Origin of the sequence: Pseudomonas sp. HTZ2 (genome assembly GCF_033173945.1) — a bacterium.
In the GTDB taxonomy this organism is placed as follows: Bacteria; Pseudomonadota; Gammaproteobacteria; order Pseudomonadales; family Pseudomonadaceae; genus Aquipseudomonas; species Aquipseudomonas guariconensis.
In genome coordinates, this window is the sequence record NZ_CP137332.1 from 2,244,873 (window position 1) to 2,267,587 (window position 22,715).

The following is a 22,715-nucleotide window of genomic DNA, read 5'->3' on the forward strand; positions in this document are numbered from 1 at the left end:
TTTTTTGTAGGGGAGTGCCCAGATTTATTAGCCAAAATCGTGTTTTGTGACCGATCGGTCATGATTTGCGCCCAGCCTGCAGCAGCGACCTAGGGCCGCTCCTGCAGAGCAGGATCAGGCGCAGCAGCTCTTGCCGTTGGCCAGGTCCTTGAGGATCGGGCAGTCCGGACGGTCATTGCCCTGACAGTGGGCAGCCAGGTCGCTGAGCGTGTCACGCAGACTGACCAGTTCCTCGATCCGCTTGTTCAGCGCCTCGATGTGTTGCATCGCCAGGGCTTTGACGTCTGCGCTGGCGCGCTGGCGGTCCTGCCAGAGGGTCAGCAGCTTGGCCACCTCCTCCAGGGAAAACCCCAGGTCACGCGAGCGCTTGATGAACGCCAGGGTGTGCAGATCGTCCTGTTGGTACAGGCGATAGCCACTGTCGCTGCGCACGGCCGGCTTGAGCAGGCCGATGGACTCGTAGTAACGGATCATCTTGGTGCTGAGCCCGCTGCTGCGGGCGGCCTGGCCGATGTTCATGGATGCTCCTGCGCGTTGTCGGTGGGCTTCCAGGTCTTGAGCCACAGAGCGTTGCTCACCACGCTGACACTCGACAAGGCCATGGCGGCGCCGGCCAGCACGGGGTTGAGCAGGCCGAACGCGGCCAGTGGAATGCCGATCAGGTTGTAGATGAAAGCCCAGAACAGGTTCTGGCGGATCTTGGCGTAGGTCTTGCGGCTGATCTCCAGCGCCGCAGGCACCAGGCGCGGATCGCCGCGCATGAGGGTGATGCCGGCGGCTTGCATGGCCACGTCGGTGCCGCCACCCATGGCGATACCGATGTCGGCAGCCGCCAGGGCCGGAGCGTCGTTGATGCCATCGCCGACCATCGCCACCACCCCGTCGCGCTTGAGCGCGGCCACGGTGGCGGCTTTGTCTGCGGGCAGCACTTCGGCATGGACATCATCGATCCCAAGAGCATCGGCCACGACCTTGGCGCTGCCCCGATTGTCGCCGGTCAGCAGGTGGCTGCTGATGTGTTGCGCATGCAAGGCTTCGATAGCGTGTCCGGCACCGGGCTTGAGGCTGTCACCGAAGGCGAACAGGCCCAGCACCCGCTGTTGCGGTTGGCGTTCGATCAGCCACGACAGCGTGCGGCCCTCGGCCTCCCAGGCTTGGGCCTGGGTGGCGAGTTCGCCAGGCGACAGGGTGCTTTCATCAAGCAGACGGCGGTTGCCCAGGGCCAGTTCGCGCTCGCCGACACGCCCGGCGATGCCACGGCCGGTGAGCGATTGGCTGTCGGCCACTTGCGGCACGTCCAGGCCCTGTTCGGCACAGGCATCGAGCACGGCCTTGGCCAAGGGATGTTCGCTGCCGCGTTGCAAGGCACCGGCCAGCTGGAACAGTTCGCCGGTGTCGCCGTGGAGGGCTTGGCTATGGACCACGCGAGGGCTTCCTGAGGTCAGAGTGCCGGTCTTGTCGAACACCACGCGATTGACCGCGTGGGCGCGCTCCAGCGCCTCGGCATCCTTGATGAGGATGCCATGGCGGGCGGCGACACCGGTGCCTGCCATGATCGCCGCAGGCGTGGCCAGGCCCAGGGCACAGGGGCAAGCGATGACCAGCACGGCGACGGCATTGATCAGCGCGGTTTCCAGCGGCGCACCGGCCAGCCACCAGCCAATCAAGGTGATCAAGGCGATCACCAGCACCGCCGGAACGAATACCTGGCTGACCCGATCCACCAGCTTCTGGATCGGCGCTTTGGCCGCCTGGGCATCTTCGACCAGACGGATGATCCGGGCCAGCACGGTTTCGGTGCCCAGCGCCTGGGTACGGATCAACAGGCGGCCTTCGCCGTTGATCGCGCCGCCGGTGACGGCGTCGCCCGGCTGCTTGGGCACCGGCAGGCTCTCGCCGCTGATCAGGGCTTCATCGGCATGGCTGCTACCTTCGAGCACCTCGCCGTCGACCGGGAATCGCTCGCCAGGTTTGACCAGCACCAGATCACCCAGGCGCAACTGGTTGATGGGCACGTCTTCCTCTCGGCCGTCGACCACCCGCACGGCCCGGTCCGGGCGCAGGGCTTCCAGGGCTCGGATGGCGCTGGCAGTCTGGCGTTTGGCGCGGCTTTCCAGGTACTTACCCAGCAACACCAGAGCGATCACCACCGCCGAGGCCTCGAAATACAGGTGCGGCTGCATGCCTGACGGGGCCTGGGCCCACTGGTACAGGCTCAGGCCATAGCCCGCGCTGGTACCCAGGGCCACCAGCAGGTCCATGTTGCCGGCACCAGCGCGCACGGCTTTCCAGGCAGCCACATAGAAGCGCGCGCCGAGGATGAACTGGACAGGCGTGGCCAGCAGAAACTGCACCCAGGCCGGGAGCATCCAGTGCAGACCGAAGGGTTGCACAATCATGGGCAGTACCAAGGGCAGCGCCAGCAACAGTGCGGCACCGACGGCCAGGCGCTCGTTGCGTAGGCGACGCTGGGCGTCGGCCTGGTCGTCACGTGCGGCCTGGGGCAGGCTGGCGCTATAGCCTGCCTTTTGCACGGCATCGATCAGTAGGGTGTCGTCGAGCCCCTGGAGGACTTCGAGGTGGGCGCGTTCGCTGGCTAGGTTGACGTTGACCTGCTCGACCCCCGGCACTTTGGCGAGGGCGCGTTCGACCCGGCCCACGCAACTGGCGCAGGTCATGCCGACGATCTGCAGTTCGAGAGTGCGGGTGGGAACGCCATAACCGGCCTCTCGAACTGCGTCGACGAGGGCGGGAAGGCTGTCGGCCGGGGCCTGGACCCTGGCCTGTTCGGTGGCGAGATTGACGCTGACCTGTTCAGCGCCGGTGACCTTGCGCAGTGCGCGCTCTACCCGGCCAGCACAGCTGGCGCAGGTCATGCCGGAGATCGGCAGGTCGAACGTGGTGGATGCGGACATGGCTCTCCTCCTTGGACAGGCCTTCAGCATCAACCTTGCCACACGGGGAAGGTCAATACCCCAAGCCGGCCCTCTTCAACTGCAGCCCATTGGCACCCATGGCGATGCGGTATTTGCTGATCTGTCCGGCCTGTAGGCTCAGGCGTGTGCTGCGTTGGTCTTCGATACCGGGCGCGCAGCCGGGCACCTGTCCTGGCAACAGGCGCAGGCGGACGTCCACCGGGCCGGGTGGCAAATTGAAGGAGGTGGACTGCTCCTGGAACAGGCGCCCGGAGAGCTGGTCGTTGAGGTAGATGCCGATCTCGCAACTGGTGGCCACTTCCAGGCGTTCCCGGGAAATGATCAGCACGCTGTAGTCCGAGTTGCCTTCGGCGCTGGCTGGCGGCACCGCGGCCAGTGTGCCCAGCAATCCAACCAGGCCCAATGCTGCCCTGAACATGAAGAATCTCCTGCTTGCCAAATCGTCAAAGGCGCAGCTTGGCCGAGCCGCGCGCGGATTTCCAGCCCGGCCGGTCAACGCAATACTTGACCTTGCCATGATGGTAAGGACGAGACTGCGAAAAACCCCTGAAGGAGACACCCGATGCAAGTGTTCAATGTTCAAGGCATGACCTGCGGCCATTGCGTGAAGGCGGTAACCCGAGCGGTGCAGGCACAGGATGCGGCTGCCCAGGTGCAGGTCGATCTGCCGAGCCAGCAAGTGCGCGTACAGAGCCAGTTGGCTGCCGAGCAGATCCTGGCGGCGATTCGTGAGGAAGGTTACCAGGCTGAGCAAGCCTGATCGTCCGGGGGTGCATGGCGCCCCCATTTATTACAAAGGTTTTCAAGCTGATCGGGCCCAGTGCAGGTAGACTGACGCACTTGCTTAGCCAGCTATGGATTCCCGATGAACCTGCGAATAGTGTTGATCCTGGGCGCCCTCAGTGCGTTCGGGCCCCTGGCGATCGACTTCTACCTGCCCGCTTTCCCCGCCATGGCGCAAGCCTTCGGCACCGACGAAAAGCACGTCCAGACCACACTGGCGGCCTACTTCCTCGGCCTGTCGCTCGGCCAGTTGGCCTATGGCCCGGTGGCCGATCGCTTCGGCCGACGTACGCCGCTGCTGTTCGGCATCACTCTGTTCACCCTGGCTTCCCTGGCTTGTGCCTATGCACCGAACCTCCAGACGCTGGTGCTGGCGCGTTTCGTCCAGGCCCTGGGCGGTTGCGCGGGGATGGTACTGTCGCGGGCCATTGTCAGCGACAAGTGCGACCCGGTGGCCTCGGCCAAGGTGTTCTCGCAGTTGATGCTGGTGATGGGGCTGGCGCCGATCCTGGCACCGATGCTAGGCGGGGTGCTGGTCAATGTGTCGGGCTGGCAGTCGATTTTCCTGGCCTTGAGCCTGTTCAGTGCGGCTTGTCTGCTCGCGGTGAGCCTGGGGCTGCCGGAAAGCCTGCCGCCGGACATGCCTCGCCAACCGCTGTCCGGTGCCTTGCGCCAGTACCTGCGTTTGATCGGTGATCGGGTGTTCCTGGGGCACGCTCTGACCGGTGGAATCGCCATTGCCGGTATGTTCGCCTACATCGCCGGCTCCCCCTTCGTGTTCATCAAGCTGTATGGCGTTCCCGCCGAGCACTATGGCTGGCTGTTCGGCACCAATGCCGCAGGCTTCATCCTCATGGCCCAGGTCAATGCGCGTCTGCTGGCCAAGCGCGGCCCGGCATTCCTGTTGGCGCGGGCGGTGTGGTTGTACCTGCTGGCGGGCTTGGCACTGCTGTGCGTCGCGGCGTTGCGGCCGGAGTCGTTGTGGCCACTGCTGGTGCCGTTGTTCCTGTGCATCGCAAGCCTGGGCTGCATCATCCCCAACGCATCGGCGTGCGCCATGAGCGGTCAAGGCGCCAGGGCCGGTAGTGCCTCGGCCTTGATGGGCTGCGCGCAGTTCAGCGTCGCTGCCGGCGCGGCAGCGCTGGTGGGCGTGCTGCACGATGGCAGTGCGGTGCCCATGGCCTTGGTGATCAGCTTGTGTGGCGTGCTGGTCGTCAGTGTCGCGATGTTGACTCGGCGCTTGCAGGCCAGGCGTCCCGCATGAGGGGGTGAGGCGCCTGCAGGCGACTTTCCAGCGTGGCAACGAACGAGCGAGCTTCGGCTTCGCTGCGGAAACTCACCACATGCTGATCGAGCCGGACTTGCCACGGGCAGTTGGGGTTGCGGTTCGAAGCACTGACGACAATCTTCATCGCGGCATACCTCCAATGGGCGGGAGCCGAAGCAGTTTAGCGCTGCCACTTGCGGGTGCCATGGCTTGGTGCAGGCCTTCGGACTGACGGTCGTGCCTCTGGTCGGGGGGACGCCCGGTCGGTTCGGGCAATGTTCAGTAGCATGTGGAAGCTTCGCTTTGGCCTGCCGTACATGAGGAAGGTTTGCGTCGGTATTGTTTCCTGCATTGAGCTGAGACTGTCGGCCTCTGTGGGACCGCGTGCTCGCTGTCATGGGGCCACCGGTTACATGGCGCTCTGGCCGAAGCCTGGCGCAACGCCGCAAGCCTGGCCGAGGGTGATACCCCCCAATGCTGTTCTGCTCTGTGGACGCCGGCTGCCGGCGCAGGCGCAAGGCCTGTAGCGACTTATACTGGCTAGCCCGGCCAGTACCAGCGAGAGAGATTTCCCTGCCAGGGAACGGCAAGAGACTGCGTCGATTCGAGCGCGACCGGAGCGCCTTGCGTCGTTTGCGGGCTCCGGCGTATCCGTTCTTGCCAGTTCCGGCAGAGGCGCCACGCTGGCGGTTGGCCGATAGGAACCGACGTGATCATGCAGGGAGTTGGAAATGAAAGCAGTCAGCAGTATCGCCCAGATCGCCGGCCTGATGGCCGACCCCAAGCGCAGCGCCATGTTATGGGCATTGATCGACGGGGTCCCTCGCCCTGCCGATGAGTTGGCCCTGATGACCGGCCTGACCTCGTCGTCCGCCTGTGCGCACCTGTCGCTGTTGTCGTCGGCGGGCCTGCTCAGGCTGGAGTCACGTGGCCGCAAGCGGTATTTCCGTCTCGCCACGCCGCAGGTGGGAGCGGCGGTGGAAGCCTTGGCCAGCGTGCATCTCGAAAGCCGCGGGCAAGGAAACACACAAGCCACACCTTTGCAGGTGCCCATGTCCATGCGTCGGGCGCGCCGCTGTGGCGACCATCTCGGGGGAGAGCTGGCGGCCGATCTGCTGCATCGGCTGATCGTAGCCGGGTGGCTGGAAGGCACCCAGCAGCAGCCGAGGGTCAGCCTCGAAGGCCGGGCCCAATTGGCCGCTGTCGGGGTCTACACCGAGGCGTTGGCATCCGGTCAGAAGAACGGCTGCATGATTTGTCACTGCAATGAATGGAGCGATCAGGGGCCGCACCTGGGAGGCAGCCTGGGCCACGCTTTGTTCAGGCTGTTCCTGCAATCGGGTTGGCTGTGCGAACAGGAAGGCTCGCGGGCGTTGCAGATCTCTCCACTGGGCGTCCAGCAGATCAACCGTATCGCCCGCATGCCAGCCTTGCAGGTTGGCTAGGGGCTAGCCCGGGCGGGCCAGCCATAGGGGCAAGCTATCGAACCAGGCGGGCGTCCAGGCTGTTTTGCGCCAGGCGTCGGGCTTGATCCTGGGTCATGCCCAGGTGGGTGTGCAAGGCATGGAAGTTCTCGGTGATATAGCCACCAAAGTAGGCCGGATCATCGGAGTTCACTGTCACCTTCACGCCACGCTCGAGCATGTCGAGAATGTTGTGCTGACCCATGTGCTCGAACACACATAACTTGGTATTCGACAGCGGGCACACTGTCAGCGGGATCTGCTCGTCGATGATGCGCTGCATCAGCCGTTCGTCTTCGATGGCGCGTACACCATGATCGATGCGTTGGACCTTCAGCAGGTCGAGGGCTTCCCAGATGTACTCGGGCGGGCCTTCCTCACCGGCATGGGCGACGGTCAGGAAGCCTTCGCTGCGGGCGCGGTCGAAGACGCGCTGGAACTTGCTCGGCGGATGGCCTTTTTCCGAACTGTCCAGGCCCACGGCGATGAAAGCATCACGCCAGGGCAGCGCCTGGTCGAGGGTCTGTTGTGCTTGCTCTTCGCTGAGGTGGCGCAGGAAGCTCAGGATCAGGCCGCTGCCGATGCCCAGCTGTTCGCGGCCATCCTTGAGGGCCTGGCTGATGCCATTGAGCACCACTTCGAAGGGGATGCCCCGATCGGTGTGGGTCTGCGGGTCGAAAAAGGGTTCGGTATGCACCACGTTCTGGGCTTTGCAACGTTGCAGGTAGGCCCAGGTCAGGTCGTAGAAGTCCTGCTCGGTTCGCAGTACATCGGCACCTTGGTAATAAAGGTCGAGAAATTCCTGCAGGTTGTTGAAGGCATAGGCGCTGCGCAGGGTTTCCACATCGGCCCAGGGCAGGGCGATCCTGTTGCGTTCGGCCAGGGCGAACAGCAGTTCCGGCTCCAGCGAGCCCTCCAGGTGCATGTGCAGTTCGGCCTTGGGCAAGGCGTTGAGCCAGTCATACATAGGTGTAGTCTCGATCAGGTACGGTTCGCGCCATTCTACAGGGCGTGCGCGGCAACTGCGCAGCCCGCTCATGACACAAGGCCGCCCCAAGGATCCCGTGTGGGCCCGTGGGGCTGCCTTGTGTCATGACGAGGCTGAGGGCTTCTGCCTCCGTGCAGGATCAGCCGGCGATCAGCTGGGCGGCAGCTTGGCGGTGGTCAGCAATCAGGCCTTGTACATCCAGACCCTCGATCTGCCCGTCGATGACGCGCCATTGGCCTGCGACCATGACCCGGTCGGCGCGGTCGGCACCACACAGCAGCAGCGCCGAGAGTGGATCGTGGCTACCGGAGAAGCGCAGCTCGTCGAGCTTGAACAGCGCCAGATCTGCCTGCTTGCCGACGGCCAGCTCGCCAATGTCGCTACGTCCCAGCAGACGTGCCGAGCCTCGGGTCGCCCAGCCCAGGGCTCGCTCGGGGGTGATCTGCTCGGCGCCATAGCGCAGGCGCTGCAGGTACAGGGCCTGACGGGCTTCGAGGATCATGTTCGAAGCATCGTTGGAGGCCGAACCGTCGACGCCGAGGCCAACCGGTGCGCCGGCGGCTTCCAGTTCCACGGTCGGGCAGATGCCGGAAGCCAGGCGCATGTTCGAGCTCGGGCAATGGCAGATGCCGGTGCCGGCCTCGCCCAGGCGGGCAATTTCCTCGTTGTTGAAGTGAATGCCATGGGCGAGCCAAGTGCGCGGGCCGAGCCAGCCAACGCTGTCCAGGTAATCGACGGTACGCAGGCCGAAGCGCTGCAGGCAGAAGTCCTCTTCATCGAGGGTTTCGGCCAGGTGGGTGTGCAGGCGCACGTCCAGCTCGTCGGCCAGGGCAGCGCTGGCGCGCATGATCTCGGGGGTCACCGAGAAGGGCGAACAGGGTGCCAGCGCGATCTGGATGCGTGCGCCATCGCCGCGCTCGTGGTAGCTGTGGATAAGTCGTTGGCTGTCGGCCAGGATCACTTCGCCCTGTTGCACGGTCTGCTGTGGCGGCAGGCCACCGTCGGCCTCTCCCAGGCTCATGGAGCCGCGGGTCAGCATGGCGCGCATGCCCAGCTTGCGCACGGCTTCGACTTGGACGTCGATGGCGTTGTCCAGGCCCTGTGGGAACAGGTAGTGATGGTCGGCGGCGGTGGTGCAGCCGGACAGCAGCAGCTCCGCCAGGGCGACCTGGCTGGCCAGCTCCAGCTTGGCTGGGGTGAGGCGTGCCCAGACCGGGTAGAGGGTTTTCAGCCAGGGAAACAGCGGCTGGTTGACCACCGGTCCCCAGGCGCGGGTGAGGGTCTGGTAGAAGTGATGATGGGTGTTGATCAGGCCTGGCAGCACTACGTGCTCACGGGCGTCGAAGGTCTGGTCGCAGGGCTTGCTGGGTGTTTCGCCAAGGGCGAGCAGTTCGGTGATGCGGCCATCTTCGATGACCAGGCCGCCACGGGCGTCGGTGCCGTTGGCAGTGAAGATGGCAAGGGGGGATTTCAACCAGGTACGGGTCGCAGGCATGGTGCCGGCTCCTCTGAAAGTGGGTTCAGGTTAGCCAGCTCAGTGTTGCCCTGTCTGCTGATCCAGGTTCGCCGTGGGCGAGGCTCGCAGTCTACTGCCTCGCCACACGGCTTTCAATTCACCAGACGAGCGCTTCACCTTTGTAATTGATAAAGCGCAGCCCTGCATTGCCGCTTTGCGCCTTGACCTGATCGAGCATGCCACGGGTACTGGTGAGCACATCGATTTCGGCATTCTCGCCGCCCATTTCGGTCTTCACCCAGCCCGGGTGCATGGCCAGAACGCACAGGTCCGGACGCTGCAACTCGACCACGAAGCTGTTGATCATCGAATTGAGTGCAGCCTTGCTGGCCTTGTACAGGCAGATCTCGCCACCATCGGGAATGGTCACGCTGCCCAGGATTGAGCTCATGAAGGCCAGCACGCCAGTGCCCTCCCGTACCTGGCCGGCCAGGCGACGGGCGACGCGAATCGGTGCCACGGCATTGGTCATGAACAGCTCGCCCAGCGCGGCGGTGCCTACTGTTTCCAGGTCTTGCGGCAGTGGGCCCATGACCCCGGCGTTGATGAACAGCAGATCCAGTACTTCACCCTGCAGGCGTTGACGCAGAGCATCGAGCTGGGCGGTGTCGTTCATTTCCAGGGTCTCGATGCGCACGCCAGGCACGGCGCGCAGGGCCTCGGCCTTTTGCGGGTCGCGTACGGTGGCGATGATGTTCCAGCCGTCCTCGTGCAGACGTTGCACCAGGCCCAGGCCCAGCCCGCGGGAGGCGCCGATGATCAGGGCGGTTCTGGTAGTGGACATGAGGGGCTCCTTGATCTTTGAAAGTCGGGGTATTGAGGATAATTCAGCGAACCGAATGCTGCCCGGTCGTGACTTGAACAAAAAATGACCATTCGATAGAAGGCCCGTGAATCCGGGCGTTTGCCCCAGGGATGCACGGGTTATCCACAATCCCCTCCACATTATCTGTGAGCAAGGCAGCACGTGATTGCGGGTGCTTCAATCAGGGAAAGGGATCGCTGAATTGGGGATAACTTGCTGTTATTCAGGTGCTTGCGACGCTGTCATGAAAATGTGATCAAAATATGATCAATGCCCTGCAGGCCTTGTGGTGAAAGGGCTGTAATCAAATGCCCCAAGCTTATCCACAGGCGGACCCACAGTAGTTGTGAGCAACCGCAGTGCTTGGGTTACTCACAGGGCGCCAGGCGAATGCGTCCGCGGCTCAGACCCGCCAACTGTTGTTGCAGTGTCTGTAGATGCGCCTCGCCAACCGCAACCTGTAGGTCCACGCCGTTGGCAGTGAACTGTTCGTCCAATACCAGACCGTCGACTTCCGCCAGACGCAGCTTGAGTAGCGCCAGTTCACTGAAGGTACAACTGCAGTGGTACTCGCTGCGTTGGACAAGCAACCGCTTGGGCGCCTGTTGCAGGCATTTATTGGCCCCACCCCCGTAGGCCCGGGCCAAGCCGCCGGTGCCCAGCTGGATGCCGCCATACCAGCGGATCACCAGCACCACGACCTGGTCGCAGTCCTGCGCCTCGATGGCGGCCAGGATCGGCCGACCTGCAGTGCCACCGGGTTCACCGTCGTCGCTGCTGCGGTACTGGGCTCCGAGCTTCCAGGCCCAGCAGTTATGGGTCGCTGCCAGGTCGCTATGGCGTTCGATGAAGCTCATCGCCTCGGCGGCACTGGTGATCGGGCCGGCAAGGGTGATGAAGCGGCTCTTGCGGATTTCCTCGCGGAACTCGCAGAGGTCAAGCAGGGTAGAAGGCATAAGTCCGGGTCAGGCTGTGGGGGTGATGCCGCAGCCTTTGAGAATGATGTGGATAAGGTTGTTGCTGGCGTCTTCCATGTCCTGTTTGGTCAGGCGACTGCGCCCGGTGACCTGGCAGATCTGGGTCGCGAAGTCGGCGTAGTGCTGGGTGCTGCCCCAGAGCAGAAATATCAGGTGGACCGGGTCGACGCGGTCCATCTTGCCAGCATCCATCCAGGCCTGGAACACCGCGGCACGGCCGCGGAACCATTCGCGGTAATCGGCGCTGAAATACTCGCTCAGGCAGTTTCCGCCACTGATGACTTCCATGGCGAAGATCCGCGAGGCCTGCGGGTTGCGCCGGGAAAACTCCATCTTCGTGCGGATGTAGTGGCTCAGCGCTTGGGCAGGGTCGTCCTCGACGCTCAAGGCGTTGAAGGTGCTGTCCCACAGCTCGATGATATTGCTCAGCACGGCGATGTACAGGCCAAGCTTGTTGGTGAAGTAGTAATGCAGGTTCGCTTTGGGCAGGCCGGCCTTCTGGGCGATGGTGTTCATGCTGGTGCCCTTGAAACCATGGCGGGCGAACTCGTCTTCGGCGGCCTGGATGATGGCCTGCTCGTTCTTCTGGCGAATGCGGCCTGCGGGTTTGCCCGAGAGGGGCGGACGATGCGCGGGAACTTCAAGGGTCATGGACGATTCCGTACGAGTCTGTGGCAACGGCTGCCGGACAGATTACCTTCCTCTGAGCACCTGACAAGCATTAGCGGCAGAGTCAGGCATCAACGTGTCGCAGCCAGGCTTTCCAGGAAGCTTTCGAGCACAAGGTTTGGACGCCGCCCCTTGCGTGTGACCCAGCTAAGGCTCAGGTCATAGAAGCGCTCGAGGGGCTTGAGTGCACGCAGGCGCCCCTGCTGAACCCAGAACATCGCGTAGTGGTCAGGCAGATAGCCGATGTAACGCCCGGTGAGGATAAGAAACGCCATGCCTTCGCGGTCCGATGCACTCGCCGTGCAGTGCAGCGCCTGGTAATGCGCCTGGATATCGGCTGGCAGGCGAAAGGTCGGCGCGATGGCGTCCTGGCTGTTGAGGCGTTCGTCGTCGATCTGCTGATCATCTGCGTAGAACAGCGGGTGCCCGACGGCACAGTAGAGCAGCGAGCGTTCGCTGTACAAGGGTTGGTACTCCAGACCCGAAAGCGGGCTGGTCTGTGGCACCACGCCGACATGCAGGCTGCCGTCCAGTACGCCTTGCTCGACCTGGCTGGGGGCGATCATGCGGATCTGGATGCGTACATCGGGGCCACGGTCCTTGAGTTCTGCCAGGGCATGGGTAATGCGCATGTGCGGCAGAGTCACCAGGTTGTCGGTCAGGCCGATGTTCAGCTCGCCGCGCAGATGCTGGTGCAGGCCGTTGACCTCGGTGCGAAAGGTTTCCAGGGCGCTGAGCAGTTGCAGGGCCGAGTGATAAACCTCCCGGCCTTCCTCGGTCAGTGAGAAACCGGCGCGGCCCCGTTGGCACAGACGCAGGCCCAGGCGCTGCTCCAGGTCGTTCATCTGCTGGCTGATCGCCGAGCGGCCGATGCCAAGAACGTTCTCGGCGGCGGAAAAACCTCCGCATTCCACGACGCTGCGGTAGATCTTCAGCAGGCGGATATCGAAGTCGCTGACTTGGGCAAGGGGCTGTGGGCGTTTCACGGGAAGCCTTCAATGGAGTGAGTCAGGGGCGCAACCTTAACCAAACCCTGTGCATAAATCAGTCGGCGAGCTGCAACCGTTCATTGCATATCTGCCTGCCCAGGCCCCTGACGGACGGATACCGGCGTATCGACCAAGTAATTGATCAGTAGCGGGTTATTGGTATGTGTTGATCTTGTCGAGCTTAAGTTTAGCCTGCATGAATCTAAAGATTAGAAAAGCGGCATTTTTCTTACGTTAGTCCCGTGACAACTTAGCTGCAACAACATCCATCGTTGCCTAATCGTCTTCCGAGGAACCGCCGATGAACATGCCCGCAACCGCCACCACCGGTATCGCAAGCCAGCTCAAGCTGGACGCCCACTGGATGCCCTACACCGCCAACCGCAACTTCCAGCGCGATCCACGCCTGATCGTGGCGGCCGAAGGCAACCACTTGGTCGATGACAAGGGCCGCAAGGTGTTCGATGCACTGTCTGGCCTGTGGACCTGTGGCGCTGGGCACACCCGCAAGGAAATCACCGAGGCCGTTTCGCGCCAGATGGGCGTGCTGGACTATTCGCCAGCCTTCCAGTTCGGCCACCCGCTGGCATTCCAGCTGGCGGAGAAAATCACTGAGCTGACCCCGGGCGATCTGAACCACGTCTTCTTCACCAACTCCGGTTCCGAGTGCTGCGACACCGCGCTGAAGATGGTGCGTGCCTACTGGCGCCTGAAAGGCCAGGCGACCAAGACCAAGATCATCGGCCGTGCCCGTGGCTATCACGGCGTGAACATTGCCGGTACCAGCCTCGGTGGCGTGAACGGCAACCGCAAGCTGTTCGGCCAATTGCTGGATGTCGACCACCTGCCTCATACCGTGCTGCCGGGCAACGCCTTCACTAAAGGCATGCCGGAAGAGGGCGGTATCGCCCTGGCGGACGAGATGCTCAAGCTGATCGAGCTGCACGATGCCTCGAACATTGCCGCCGTGATCGTCGAACCGTTGGCTGGCTCGGCTGGCGTTCTGCCGCCACCGAAGGGCTATCTCAAGCGTCTGCGCGAGATCTGCACTCAGCACAACATTCTTTTGATTTTCGATGAAGTGATCACCGGCTTCGGTCGCATGGGCGCCATGACCGGCTCCGAAGCGTTCGGCGTGACCCCGGACCTGATGTGCATCGCCAAGCAGGTCACCAACGGCGCCATCCCGATGGGCGCGGTGATCGCCAGCAGCGAGATCTACCAGACCTTCATGAACCAGCCGACGCCGGAATACGCCGTGGAATTCCCTCACGGCTACACCTACTCGGCCCATCCTGTGGCCTGCGCTGCCGGTATCGCTGCGCTGGACTTGCTGCAGAAGGAAAACCTGGTGCAATCCGCAGCCGAGCTGGCGCCGCACTTCGAGAAAGTGCTGCACGGTATCAAGGGCACCAAGAACGTCGTCGACATCCGCAACTATGGACTGGCCGGCGCCATCCAGATCGCCGCCCGTGACGGCGATGCCATCGTGCGTCCGTACGAGGCTGCAATGAAACTGTGGAAAGCAGGCTTCTATGTCCGCTTCGGCGGCGACACGCTGCAGTTCGGCCCAACCTTCAACACCCAGCCGCAGGAACTGGATCGCCTGTTCGACGCGGTGGGCGAAGCCCTGAACCAGATCGACTGATTTCTTCCGACTCTGACGGCAGGCGCATGTTCATGCGCCTGCATCAACCTTCTTTATCTGGAGTTTTGCATGAGCATCGTTCAGCACCTGATCAACGGCGAGCTGGTTTCCAAGGGTGAGCGCACCGCCGATGTCTTCAACCCGTCCACCGGCGAGAGTTCCCGCAAGGTCGAACTGGCCAGCCGCGCAACCATTCAAGAAGCCATCGACGCAGCCAAGGCAGCCTTCCCGGCCTGGCGCAATATGCCGCCGGCCAAGCGTGCCCAAGTGATGTTTCGCTTCAAGCAACTGCTGGAGCAGAACGAAGCACGTATCTCGCAATTGATCAGCGAAGAGCACGGCAAGACCCTGGAAGACGCTGCGGGTGAGCTCAAGCGCGGTATCGAGAACGTCGAGTTCGCCTGCGCCGCACCCGAGCTGCTCAAGGGCGAATACAGCCGCAACGTAGGTCCGAACATCGACGCATGGTCCGACTTCCAGCCGCTGGGCATCGTTGCCGGTATCACCCCGTTCAACTTCCCGGCCATGGTGCCGCTGTGGATGTACCCGCTGGCCATCGTCTGTGGCAACGCCTTCATCCTCAAACCGTCCGAGCGTGACCCGAGCTCGACCCTGTTCATCGCCCAATTGCTGCATGAGGCCGGCCTGCCCAAAGGCATCCTGAATGTCGTCCATGGCGACAAGGAAGCGGTCGACGCATTGATTGAAGCGCCAGAGGTCAAGGCCTTGAGCTTCGTCGGTTCGACGCCGATCGCCGAATACATCTATGCCGAAGGCACCAAGCGCGGCAAGCGTGTCCAGGCTCTGGGCGGCGCCAAGAACCACGCGGTACTGATGCCCGACGCCGACCTGGACAACGCCGTCAGTGCGCTGATGGGGGCGGCTTATGGTTCTTGCGGCGAGCGCTGCATGGCCATCTCGGTTGCCGTGTGCGTGGGCGACCAGGTCGCCGATGCGCTGATCGCCAAGCTGGAGCCGCAGATCAAGGCGCTGAAGATCGGCGCCGGTACCTCCTGTGGCCTGGACATGGGCCCGCTGGTGACCGCGGCTGCCCGTGACAAAGTGGTTGGCTACATCGATGACGGTGTGGCGGCTGGTGCCAAGTTGGTCGTCGATGGGCGTGGTCTGCGCGTGACCGGCCATGAGGATGGCTATTTCGTGGGCGGCACCCTGTTCGACCACGTCACGCCAGAAATGCGCATCTATAAAGAAGAGATCTTCGGCCCTGTGCTGTGCGTGGTACGTGTGAAGAGCCTCGAAGAGGCCATGCAACTGATCAACGAGCATGAATATGGCAACGGCACCTGCATCTTCACCCGTGACGGTGAAGCGGCGCGCCTGTTCTGCGACGAGATCGAAGTCGGCATGGTAGGGGTGAACGTGCCGTTGCCGGTACCGGTTGCCTACCATAGCTTCGGTGGCTGGAAGCGTTCGCTGTTCGGCGATCTGCATGCTTATGGCCCGGATGGTGTGCGCTTCTATACCCGTCGCAAGGCTATCACCCAGCGTTGGCCACAGCGTGCCAGCCATGAGGCTTCGCAGTTCGCGTTCCCAAGCCTGTAAGAGATAGAGCAAGCCCAAAAGCAAAACGGGGAGGCCGCCAGGCCACCCCGTTTTGCTTTTCAGCCGGATTAAGGTTTTTTGAAAATAAGTGTTGACGGGGTTTCGAATCCCCTTATAATGCGCCCCACTTCCGACGCAGTCGAAACGCAAAACTCCTTGATAATCAACGAGTTGAACGGAACCGAAAGTTCGCAACCACAACGATCACATATCCGAATTGGCTGGAGTGTCATAAGACAGTCTGGCAACAGAATTTCTTGACGACCATAGAGCATTGGAACCACCTGATCCCATCCCGAACTCAGTAGTGAAACGATGCATCGCCGATGGTAGTGTGGGGCTTCCCCATGTGAGAGTAGGTCATCGTCAAGATTCATTTCGCAAAACCCCTATCTGCGTGAGCAGGTAGGGGTTTTGTCTTTAAGTAGAGAGACCAGAAATTCGCAGGCACGTCCGAGGGACGGGCCAGCACACAGAATTTCTTGACGACCATAGAGCGTTGGAACCACCTGATCCCATCCCGAACTCAGAAGTGAAACGACGCATCGCCGATGGTAGTGTGGGGCTTCCCCATGTGAGAGTAGGTCATCGTCAAGATTCAAACCCAAAGCCCCTGTTCGCGATGCGAACAGGGGCTTTGTCTTTTCCGGCTGTCACACTGCTGTTCTGCGCACCTTACCGCTACGTCGTGCCTGTAGCTTGCGCCACCAGATGTACACCCCTGTGATCGATAACGCTGCGATCACCACCCCTAAAATCGCAATCAGCACCTGCCCCGCGACTCCGATGATGCGCCCCCCATGAATGGGAAGCTGCAAACGATAGAACTGCTCACCCAGCGTGCCTTCTCCGGCAATTTCCTGCCCTATTAGCTGGCCATCGGTGCCGTGAAAGAACAGCCAGGACTTACCATGGGTTTGTGTATCGTGCTGGCCAAACCCCGCGCCATAAAAGTTGTACTCGAAGCTGTAATAGAGCTCACCGATCGGTGCGCTCAGTCCAAGCCTTGCGCCTTCCTCCTGCGCGCGTTGATACGTCTGTTGATAGGTAAGCTGTGTCACACCCAGGGCTTCCTTGGGCATGACGCCCCGGGCTTCGTAGACACTCGGCTCAACGGGTGAAAACAACGAAATGGCGGGTTTGAAGACCTGGGCCGGCAGGTTCATCGCCACACTGCTGATGGCGATGGGCAACAGTAGTAGCCACAGCCATAAGCCGCTGGCTCTGTGGATATCCATGTTCAGTCGATACGCGTGCCCGCCCTTGATCTTCCAGGCGGTGCTCCATTTGCGCCAGAACGGCCGGTCGCGGGGCAGGGTGAGTAATACAGCGATGAGGCAATCCACGACCCAGAGGATCGCCACCACACCCATCAGCACAATCCCCCAATTGCCCGGCAGAGTCAGGCTGTAATGTAGCTCCAGCATGAACGGCATGAAGTTCTCGCGTGAGAAGCAGCATTCGCCCCAGTAGCGCTGGCCCAAAGTCTCACCGCTGACCGGATCGAGATAGAACACGGTGTTCTTCTCGTCATAGGGCTTGCCGGACTGTGGATCGTTGCGTGGAACCATCGCCAGCAGCGCGGAGTGCCCCGCCTCCTGTGGATATTCCATGTACCAGACTTGCAGCCGCGGATACTGGGTCTGCAACTTGTCCACAAGCGTGCCGGGTTGTTGCAGCGCCCCGGTGGCCGAAGCTTCGTAGAAACCTGGGTTGAGCCATTCGTCGAGTTCGTGATGGAAGGCCAGCACGCTGCCAGTCAGGCCGGCGACGGCCAGAAACGCTGCCGTGGCCAGGCCAAGGTAGCGGTGCAACAGGACATAGAGTTGACGCATTTACAGGTCTCCAGGAAAGCGCCGGAAACGAAAAAGCCAGCACCTGGGTCAGGAGCTGGCTTCGAGCATGGAAAGGAACGAGTCAGAACTGATAGCTGACCGTGGCACTGACATTGCGTTCTTCGCCCATGTAGCAGTAGTTCAGGCTCGCACAAGACGCGACGTAGGATTCGTTGGTCAGGTTATTGGCGTTGAGTCGCACATCCATTCCCTTGAGCCCGACCTTACCCAGGTCATAACCGACCGAGGCGTCGAACAAGGTATAGGAGGGAACCTTCGTGCTGTTTTCCGCATCGACCCAGCTATAACCCACATAACGCACGCCGCCACCCAGGCGCAGGCCATCAAGCGGGCCTTGGAGGAAGTTGTAGTCGGCCCACAGCGAATACATCTGTTCCGGCGCCTGGGTCGGCGAACGGCCTTTATTGTCCAGGCCTGGGGTCACCAAGCTCGGCATCGATTTGGTGTATTCGATGTCGGTGTAGGTATAACCCCCTATCAGCTTGAAACTGTCGGTCACCTGCACATGAGCTTCCAGCTCCAGGCCCTGGGAGCGAACCTCGCCCACCGCACGATAGAACTCTTCGTTCGGTTGCTTGGAGGCCAGGTTCTCTTGCTCGATGCGGAACACCGAGGCCGTGAACAAGTTGTCCGTGCCGGGCGGTTGGTACTTGATACCGGTCTCCCACTGCGTGCCTTCGGTCGGCGCGAGCGGACGGCCGTTCTGGTCGGATACGGTGTTGGGGTTGAACGACTCGGAGTAGCTCACGTAAGGCGCAACGCCGTTTTCGAACAGGTACAGCACACCCGCACGGGTGGTGAACTTGGAACGGTCGTCGTTGACCTTGGTATCGGTGTCGCGGTTCTCCTCCGATACCTTGACCCAGTCCTGACGCAGGCCCAGGGAGAAGCGCCATTGGTCCAGTTCGACCAGATCCTGTAGGTACACGCCGGTTTGCTGCAGACGCCGCAGGTAGTTGTTTTCGCCGAGGACCTGAAGGTTGCCGTTGCCATAGTGCGGGTTACCGGCATCCAACGGATCGACAGTGCCGTAGCGCCAGGTCACATCGGCCTTGCGCCGCTGATAGTCGGCGCCGAGCAAAACGGTGTGTTTAGCAGCGCCTGTGAAGAATTCCGCCTGGAGCATGTTATCGACGATAAACGAATGCAGGCGTTCGTCGCCGCCGGTATAGGCGCGGTTGAGGATGTTGCTGGTGGCATCCGCCCAGCCAGCCGAATAGACCTGGTCCATCGACACATCCGAATCTTGATAGCGGAAGTTCTGACGTGCGGTGAAGACATCATTGAAGCGATGTTCGAATTGGTAGCTGAACGACTGCTGGGTGCGCTCGTAATCGTCGATGTCCGGTTCGCCCTCGAAGAAGTGGTCGGACAAACGCAGGCCGTTGCGAGGGTGCAGCATGCCATCGGCCGGGTTGCCGCCGTGATAACCGCCATTGGGGTCGTGCTGCAGGTAGGCCTGCAAGGTCAGTGATGTGTCTTCGCTAAAGTCGATGCTGACCGCAGGTGCGATTGCGTAGCGTTCTTCCTTGTTGTGATCGAATTGAGTGTCCGAAGCGTCCGCAAGACCAGTCAGGCGATAGGCGATGCGTTTGTCGTCATCCAGCGGGCCGCTGAAGTCGAAACCCATGCCACGTTGGCCCTGGGTGCCAACTGTGGCCTGGATCTGATGGTAAGGATCAAACAGTGGCTTCTTGGTGGTCAGTGCCACCAGCCCGCCTGGCGAGCTGCGGCCATACAGCACGGAGGAGGGCCCCTTGAGGATGTCGATGCGCTCGAGGAAGTACGGATCCACCTGCATGGTGCTGTAGGTGCCGTTATCGCCCATGGATTTCAGGCCGTCTACGTAGATGTTATCCACAGACCCGTCGTTGAAGCCGCGCATGGCTACGTAGTCGTAGCGATGGGTCGCGCCGTAAGGGTTGGTCAAGACGCCAGGGGTGTAACGCATGGCCTGGGCGACGGTCTGGGAGCCCTGGTCGTCCATCTGCTGGCGAGTGACCACCGAGACCGACTGGGTGGTTTCCAGGATCGGCATGCTGGTCTTGGTGGCCACTTGGCTATGAGTGGCGTTGTAGCCTTCCATGCTGCCCAAGGCATTGCCCAGGGTGAAGCTGCGGATGTCGGTGCTTGGCAACGACAGCGCAGCATCCTCAGGCTGCGCGCGCAGCACATAGCTGCTTGCGTCCTGGCTGACGGCTTCCAGCCCTGTGCCATTGAGCAACTGGCGCAGGGCCTGGTCGATGACGTACTGGCCCCGTAAGCCAGGCGATTGCAGCTTACCTGTCATCTGCGGGGTGCTCGACAAGGTAATGCCCGCCTGGCGGGCGAACTGGTTGAGCACGTCATCCAGATTTCCGGCGGGGATCGAGTACGGCTGGCTCATACCCACCGGATCGGCGGCCAGGACATGTGGAGCAACGCCCAAGAAACCGAGGGTCGTGCCGAGCAGGGCTGCGCGTATGGCTCGGCCTAGAAAAACGCAATTCAAGACAGGTCGAAAATCATTCTTATCGACGGTGCTTAGTTGAGGCAAGGCATCTGGCATGGAAAAGGTCCGTGGGTTCGGTAAGGGCTGAAGGAGTCGCTTACTGTCCTAGCCGGACTTGCGAGAAAAACCCGCCAGAAAAACCTGCAGGAAAATGAAAAATCAGGCCAGCCGTTCCAGGCGGACCCACCAGCGGGTGCGTTGACGAACGAATACCGGTAGCGTCTGCGGCAACAATTGCAGCAGTTTGTCGGTGTCCTCCAGGCGGAACACGCCAGACAGCCGTAGGTCGGCGATGTCCTCAGTGCATCCCAGGTAGCCATGGCGATAGCGGCTCACCTCCCCCAGGAAGTCGGCCAGACGCATGTCGCGGGTGACAATCAGCCCCTCGGCCCAAGCGCTGGCGTCCATCGGCTGTCGTTCGATCGGTCGCGGCCCGAGGGCATCCACGCGCCAGGACTGGCCAGGGGTGATCCACTGCAACGGCGCGCCATCGGGCCGGTGCAGGGCTACCTTGCCCTGGCTGACGCTGATGCGTGTGCAATCGGCGTCCTGACGCACCACGACCTGGCCACCGAAATCTTCGAGGAGGGCGTCACGAGTCTGGATCAACAAGGGGCGCTGTGCGTCATTGCATGTGAGCATGAGTTCGCCCTGGCGCAGCTGGATGAGCCGCTGGCGTTCGTCGAAAGCCAAATTCACGGCGCTGCGGGTGTTGAGCTGCAGCAATGAGCCGTCCTCAAGCGCAATGCTTCGGCGTTCGCCTGTGCCTGTGGCGTAGTCCGAGGCCCAACTGCTCAGTGCCTGTTGATCCTTGCCCAGCCAGGCAGCCGTACCGACCAGGGCGAGCCCGCCTAACAGCTTGAGTGCCTGGCGTCGGTTCAAGCGGCGTTGGCTGGTTTCGAGGGTCTGAAGGGCGACGTTGACGCCCGCCATGGCACGCAGGTCCAGATCCTGGTGCAGGCTCACGACACGCTGCCAGGCCACTTCATGCGCATGATCGGCGCTGCGCCATTGTTCGCATTGCAGCTGCAGCGCAGGGGTATGGCCACTTTCACGCAGGCGCAGGAGCCACTGGATGGCTTGTTTGACTACCTTGGGCGAAGGCGGGCAGACGCCTATCGGCTCATGGCTCATCGTCATAACGCAGCTGGTAGCAGTGATACAGCGCGTCCGCCACATAACGTTCGACAGAGCGCAGGGAGATACCCATTTGTTCGGCGACTGCCTTGTGGCTCAGTCCTTCGCATTGGGCGAGCAGGAAGGCGCGGCGGACCTTGGGCTTGAGGCCGTCGAGCATGCGCGCAATGCGCTCGAGCAGTTCCAGCATCAGTTCGCGGGTTTCGGCCGAGGGCGCTTCGGCCAGCGGTAGGTTGGCCAGCGCTTCGAGGTAGGCTCGTTCAACCTCTTCGCGTCGCCAGTGATCAATCACCAAGCCACGCGCTACCGTGCGCAGAAAGGCGCGCGGGGCGTTGAGTTCCAGGTGATCGCGTTGCAGCAGACGCACGAAGGTGTCATGGGCGAGGTCTGCGGCATCGGCGGCATTGCCCAGCTTGCTGCGCAACCAATTGTGCAGCCAGCCGTGATGATGGCTGTAGAGCGTATGCACGGAATCTCTGAAAGACATGGAGGCGCGCTGTGCTGTTAGGTGTTAATGATAATAAGTCTCATTGTTAGCGGGCTGGAATTATTTTGCAACTGCCTTGAGCGGTGGGCTCGTCGTGCGGGCCCTACCTGCAGGTTTTAGCGTGCTGCCTGGCTGTCCAGATAGTTGCGAATGGTGCGCGATGCGTTGTTCAGGTGCCGCTCCAGTACGCTGACGGCTTCGTCCACCTGCTTTGCGCTGGCGGCATCGACCAACGCAATGTGATCGTCCTGAGTCAGCTTGCCCAGGCCCATCGAGGACAGGTGAAAACGCAGGAAGCGTTCTTCCTCGTTGAGCTCGATCTCGATCATGCGCAGCAGCTTCTGGTTGCGCGCCTTGCTGTAGAGCGTCATATGCAGCAAGCGGTTGAGACGGCCGATGTCTGCATGGCGGGTTTCGTGCTCCAACTGCTGGATATAGCCGCGTGCCAGGGCGATGTCTTCTGGTTCGAGCAGGGGAACCGACTGGCGTAGCGCCTCGGACTCGAGCATGACTCGCAATTCATAAGTATCGACCGCATCCTCGCCGATCAGTGGGGCAACCACGGCGCCCTTGTGCATCACCACTTGCAGCAGGGACTGCGCTTCCAGCTGGCGTAGGGCTTCGCGCACGGGCATGCGGCTGACGCCGAACAACGTGGCGATCTCCTGCTGCCGCAGGGCGGTCCCAGGTGGCAGGCGGCCGTCGACAATGGCGCTGCGCAGACGCTCTTCGATCACGCTGCGTGCCAGATGCGCTGGCACCTGTTCGCCGCCCAGAACAGTTTTCAGAAGTCGGGGTTTTTCGGCCACGTGGACGTCTGCCTTGATAGAAATTGGATCCAATAACACTAGAAAGCAGCGAAGGGGGTGTCAAACCAACGCGATAACAGGCGCTGAGCCGACTGGCATGGCGCGAAGAACGGCTATCGTGAAGGAAGTCCCGTAGTAAGGGAAGCGCTACTTCATGCAGCGATAAATCCGCACCGTCCGAGGATTTTCGAAGCTTTACAAGGCATGATGCGCAAGCGTTTGCGCGGGGCGACTCCAATAGTTTTGTGATGATCGTCACAGGGGCGCAATGAAACTTGTTTCCTGTGAATCGGCGTCTAGGCTGTCTGGAACAGGCGTGCTGGTTTGAGTC

Annotated in this window: 20 protein-coding genes and 2 rRNA genes; 7 read left to right on the top strand and 15 right to left on the bottom strand. The window is 61.8% G+C overall.

The features are described 5' to 3' along the window. Positions 1 to 114: 114 nt before the first annotated feature. The 3 genes from cueR to R6G97_RS10395 are packed head-to-tail and all read right to left on the bottom strand — an operon-like array spanning position 115 to position 3,354. Entirely contained in the window at positions 115 to 519 is a 405-nt protein-coding gene (gene cueR, locus R6G97_RS10385) for a Cu(I)-responsive transcriptional regulator (RefSeq protein ID WP_043207839.1), read from the bottom strand. Further along, complete coding sequence (locus R6G97_RS10390) at positions 516 to 2,915, bottom strand: heavy metal translocating P-type ATPase (RefSeq protein WP_090343080.1); 2,400 nt, start codon at positions 2,913 to 2,915, stop codon at positions 516 to 518. Before R6G97_RS10390 ends, cueR begins: the two co-directional genes overlap by 4 nt. A gap of 52 nt (positions 2,916 to 2,967) precedes the next feature. Beyond that, the gene (locus R6G97_RS10395) at positions 2,968 to 3,354 is read right to left on the bottom strand and encodes a hypothetical protein (protein WP_043207833.1); all 387 of its coding nucleotides are present in this window, start codon (positions 3,352 to 3,354) and stop codon (positions 2,968 to 2,970) included. A gap of 144 nt (positions 3,355 to 3,498) precedes the next feature. On the opposite strand from R6G97_RS10395, the gene R6G97_RS10400 reads away from it, so the two are divergent. After that, complete coding sequence (locus R6G97_RS10400; RefSeq protein WP_070572655.1) at positions 3,499 to 3,696, top strand: heavy-metal-associated domain-containing protein; 198 nt, start codon at positions 3,499 to 3,501, stop codon at positions 3,694 to 3,696. A 105-nt stretch (positions 3,697 to 3,801) separates the two neighbouring features. Then, the gene (locus tag R6G97_RS10405; RefSeq protein WP_317848069.1) at positions 3,802 to 4,983 is read left to right on the top strand and encodes a multidrug effflux MFS transporter; all 1,182 of its coding nucleotides are present in this window, start codon (positions 3,802 to 3,804) and stop codon (positions 4,981 to 4,983) included. On the opposite strand, the gene R6G97_RS10410 is transcribed toward R6G97_RS10405, so the two are convergent. After that, positions 4,934 to 5,131, bottom strand: coding sequence for a hypothetical protein (locus R6G97_RS10410; protein ID WP_080642059.1), 198 nt, complete (start codon positions 5,129 to 5,131; stop codon positions 4,934 to 4,936). The two genes, R6G97_RS10405 and R6G97_RS10410, sit on opposite strands and share 50 nt — an antisense overlap. A gap of 586 nt (positions 5,132 to 5,717) precedes the next feature. On the opposite strand from R6G97_RS10410, the gene R6G97_RS10415 reads away from it, so the two are divergent. Next, the gene (locus R6G97_RS10415) at positions 5,718 to 6,431 is read left to right on the top strand and encodes an ArsR/SmtB family transcription factor (protein WP_043207826.1); all 714 of its coding nucleotides are present in this window, start codon (positions 5,718 to 5,720) and stop codon (positions 6,429 to 6,431) included. Between the two features lie 34 nt (positions 6,432 to 6,465). Here R6G97_RS10415 and R6G97_RS10420 read toward each other — a convergent pair whose 3' ends face one another. From R6G97_RS10420 to R6G97_RS10445, 6 genes are all read right to left on the bottom strand, one after another. Further along, positions 6,466 to 7,416, bottom strand: coding sequence for an adenosine deaminase (locus R6G97_RS10420; RefSeq protein ID WP_102081251.1), 951 nt, complete (start codon positions 7,414 to 7,416; stop codon positions 6,466 to 6,468). Positions 7,417 to 7,576: 160 nt separating this feature from the next. Continuing rightward, positions 7,577 to 8,932 carry an 8-oxoguanine deaminase gene (locus tag R6G97_RS10425; RefSeq protein ID WP_043207822.1) on the bottom strand — a complete coding sequence of 452 codons (1,356 nt, stop codon included), beginning with the start codon at positions 8,930 to 8,932 and terminating at the stop codon, positions 7,577 to 7,579. Between the two features lie 118 nt (positions 8,933 to 9,050). Then, positions 9,051 to 9,737: an SDR family oxidoreductase gene (locus R6G97_RS10430; protein WP_043207820.1), complete on the bottom strand. Its 687-nt coding sequence runs from the start codon at positions 9,735 to 9,737 to the stop codon at positions 9,051 to 9,053. A gap of 389 nt (positions 9,738 to 10,126) precedes the next feature. Next, positions 10,127 to 10,714, bottom strand: a complete 588-nt coding sequence (locus tag R6G97_RS10435; RefSeq protein WP_182942282.1) for an IMPACT family protein — start codon at positions 10,712 to 10,714, stop codon at positions 10,127 to 10,129. Positions 10,715 to 10,723: 9 nt separating this feature from the next. Next, the gene (locus R6G97_RS10440; protein WP_043207817.1) at positions 10,724 to 11,386 is read right to left on the bottom strand and encodes a TetR/AcrR family transcriptional regulator; all 663 of its coding nucleotides are present in this window, start codon (positions 11,384 to 11,386) and stop codon (positions 10,724 to 10,726) included. Positions 11,387 to 11,475: 89 nt separating this feature from the next. Continuing rightward, on the bottom strand, positions 11,476 to 12,390 hold the full coding sequence (locus R6G97_RS10445; protein WP_043207816.1) for a LysR family transcriptional regulator: 915 nt from the start codon (positions 12,388 to 12,390) through the stop codon (positions 11,476 to 11,478). 304 nt (positions 12,391 to 12,694) lie between these two features. Between R6G97_RS10445 and R6G97_RS10450 the strand changes: the two genes are divergently transcribed. From R6G97_RS10450 to rrf (R6G97_RS10465), 4 genes are all read left to right on the top strand, one after another. Further along, a complete protein-coding gene (locus R6G97_RS10450; protein WP_070572644.1) occupies positions 12,695 to 14,041 on the top strand; it encodes an aspartate aminotransferase family protein in 1,347 nt (448 codons plus the stop codon). Between the two features lie 69 nt (positions 14,042 to 14,110). After that, positions 14,111 to 15,604, top strand: a complete 1,494-nt coding sequence (locus R6G97_RS10455) for a CoA-acylating methylmalonate-semialdehyde dehydrogenase (protein ID WP_043207811.1) — start codon at positions 14,111 to 14,113, stop codon at positions 15,602 to 15,604. A 256-nt stretch (positions 15,605 to 15,860) separates the two neighbouring features. Next, positions 15,861 to 15,976 (top strand): 5S ribosomal RNA (rrf, locus tag R6G97_RS10460). A gap of 109 nt (positions 15,977 to 16,085) precedes the next feature. Continuing rightward, a 5S ribosomal RNA gene (gene rrf, locus R6G97_RS10465) occupies positions 16,086 to 16,201 on the top strand. A gap of 56 nt (positions 16,202 to 16,257) precedes the next feature. On the opposite strand, the gene R6G97_RS10470 is transcribed toward rrf (R6G97_RS10465), so the two are convergent. The 5 genes from R6G97_RS10470 to R6G97_RS10490 form a co-directional block, all read right to left on the bottom strand. After that, the gene (locus R6G97_RS10470) at positions 16,258 to 17,439 is read right to left on the bottom strand and encodes a PepSY-associated TM helix domain-containing protein (RefSeq protein WP_317848070.1); all 1,182 of its coding nucleotides are present in this window, start codon (positions 17,437 to 17,439) and stop codon (positions 16,258 to 16,260) included. 82 nt (positions 17,440 to 17,521) lie between these two features. After that, positions 17,522 to 20,008 (bottom strand): TonB-dependent siderophore receptor, encoded by a 2,487-nt coding sequence (locus R6G97_RS10475; RefSeq protein ID WP_442800214.1) that lies wholly within the window; start codon positions 20,006 to 20,008, stop codon positions 17,522 to 17,524. A gap of 102 nt (positions 20,009 to 20,110) precedes the next feature. Then, a complete protein-coding gene (locus R6G97_RS10480) occupies positions 20,111 to 21,091 on the bottom strand; it encodes a FecR domain-containing protein (RefSeq protein ID WP_269475559.1) in 981 nt (326 codons plus the stop codon). Further along, a complete protein-coding gene (locus R6G97_RS10485; protein ID WP_043212089.1) occupies positions 21,075 to 21,575 on the bottom strand; it encodes a sigma-70 family RNA polymerase sigma factor in 501 nt (166 codons plus the stop codon). Before R6G97_RS10485 ends, R6G97_RS10480 begins: the two co-directional genes overlap by 17 nt. 116 nt (positions 21,576 to 21,691) lie before the next feature. Further along, the gene (locus R6G97_RS10490) at positions 21,692 to 22,384 is read right to left on the bottom strand and encodes a GntR family transcriptional regulator (RefSeq protein WP_197852738.1); all 693 of its coding nucleotides are present in this window, start codon (positions 22,382 to 22,384) and stop codon (positions 21,692 to 21,694) included. Positions 22,385 to 22,715 lie beyond the last annotated feature (331 nt).

Bases quoted from the DNA above. Each gene is read 5' to 3' on its own strand.
- R6G97_RS10420 (WP_102081251.1), bottom strand. From the start codon at position 7,416: ATGTATGACTGGCTCAACGCCTTGCCCAAGGCCGAACTGCACATGCAC.
- R6G97_RS10455 (WP_043207811.1), top strand. From the start codon at position 14,111: ATGAGCATCGTTCAGCACCTGATCAACGGCGAGCTGGTTTCCAAGGGT.
- R6G97_RS10440 (WP_043207817.1), bottom strand. From the start codon at position 11,386: ATGACCCTTGAAGTTCCCGCGCATCGTCCGCCCCTCTCGGGCAAACCC.
- R6G97_RS10425 (WP_043207822.1), bottom strand. From the start codon at position 8,932: ATGCCTGCGACCCGTACCTGGTTGAAATCCCCCCTTGCCATCTTCACT.
- R6G97_RS10435 (WP_182942282.1), bottom strand. From the start codon at position 10,714: ATGCCTTCTACCCTGCTTGACCTCTGCGAGTTCCGCGAGGAAATCCGC.
- cueR (WP_043207839.1), bottom strand. From the start codon at position 519: ATGAACATCGGCCAGGCCGCCCGCAGCAGCGGGCTCAGCACCAAGATG.
- R6G97_RS10405 (WP_317848069.1), top strand. From the start codon at position 3,802: ATGAACCTGCGAATAGTGTTGATCCTGGGCGCCCTCAGTGCGTTCGGG.
- R6G97_RS10430 (WP_043207820.1), bottom strand. From the start codon at position 9,737: ATGTCCACTACCAGAACCGCCCTGATCATCGGCGCCTCCCGCGGGCTG.
- R6G97_RS10470 (WP_317848070.1), bottom strand. From the start codon at position 17,439: ATGCGTCAACTCTATGTCCTGTTGCACCGCTACCTTGGCCTGGCCACG.
- R6G97_RS10475 (WP_442800214.1), bottom strand. From the start codon at position 20,008: ATGCCAGATGCCTTGCCTCAACTAAGCACCGTCGATAAGAATGATTTT.
- R6G97_RS10485 (WP_043212089.1), bottom strand. From the start codon at position 21,575: ATGTCTTTCAGAGATTCCGTGCATACGCTCTACAGCCATCATCACGGC.
- R6G97_RS10400 (WP_070572655.1), top strand. From the start codon at position 3,499: ATGCAAGTGTTCAATGTTCAAGGCATGACCTGCGGCCATTGCGTGAAG.
- R6G97_RS10450 (WP_070572644.1), top strand. From the start codon at position 12,695: ATGAACATGCCCGCAACCGCCACCACCGGTATCGCAAGCCAGCTCAAG.
- R6G97_RS10480 (WP_269475559.1), bottom strand. From the start codon at position 21,091: ATGACGATGAGCCATGAGCCGATAGGCGTCTGCCCGCCTTCGCCCAAG.
- R6G97_RS10390 (WP_090343080.1), bottom strand. From the start codon at position 2,915: ATGTCCGCATCCACCACGTTCGACCTGCCGATCTCCGGCATGACCTGC.
- R6G97_RS10395 (WP_043207833.1), bottom strand. From the start codon at position 3,354: ATGTTCAGGGCAGCATTGGGCCTGGTTGGATTGCTGGGCACACTGGCC.
- R6G97_RS10415 (WP_043207826.1), top strand. From the start codon at position 5,718: ATGAAAGCAGTCAGCAGTATCGCCCAGATCGCCGGCCTGATGGCCGAC.
- R6G97_RS10410 (WP_080642059.1), bottom strand. From the start codon at position 5,131: ATGAAGATTGTCGTCAGTGCTTCGAACCGCAACCCCAACTGCCCGTGG.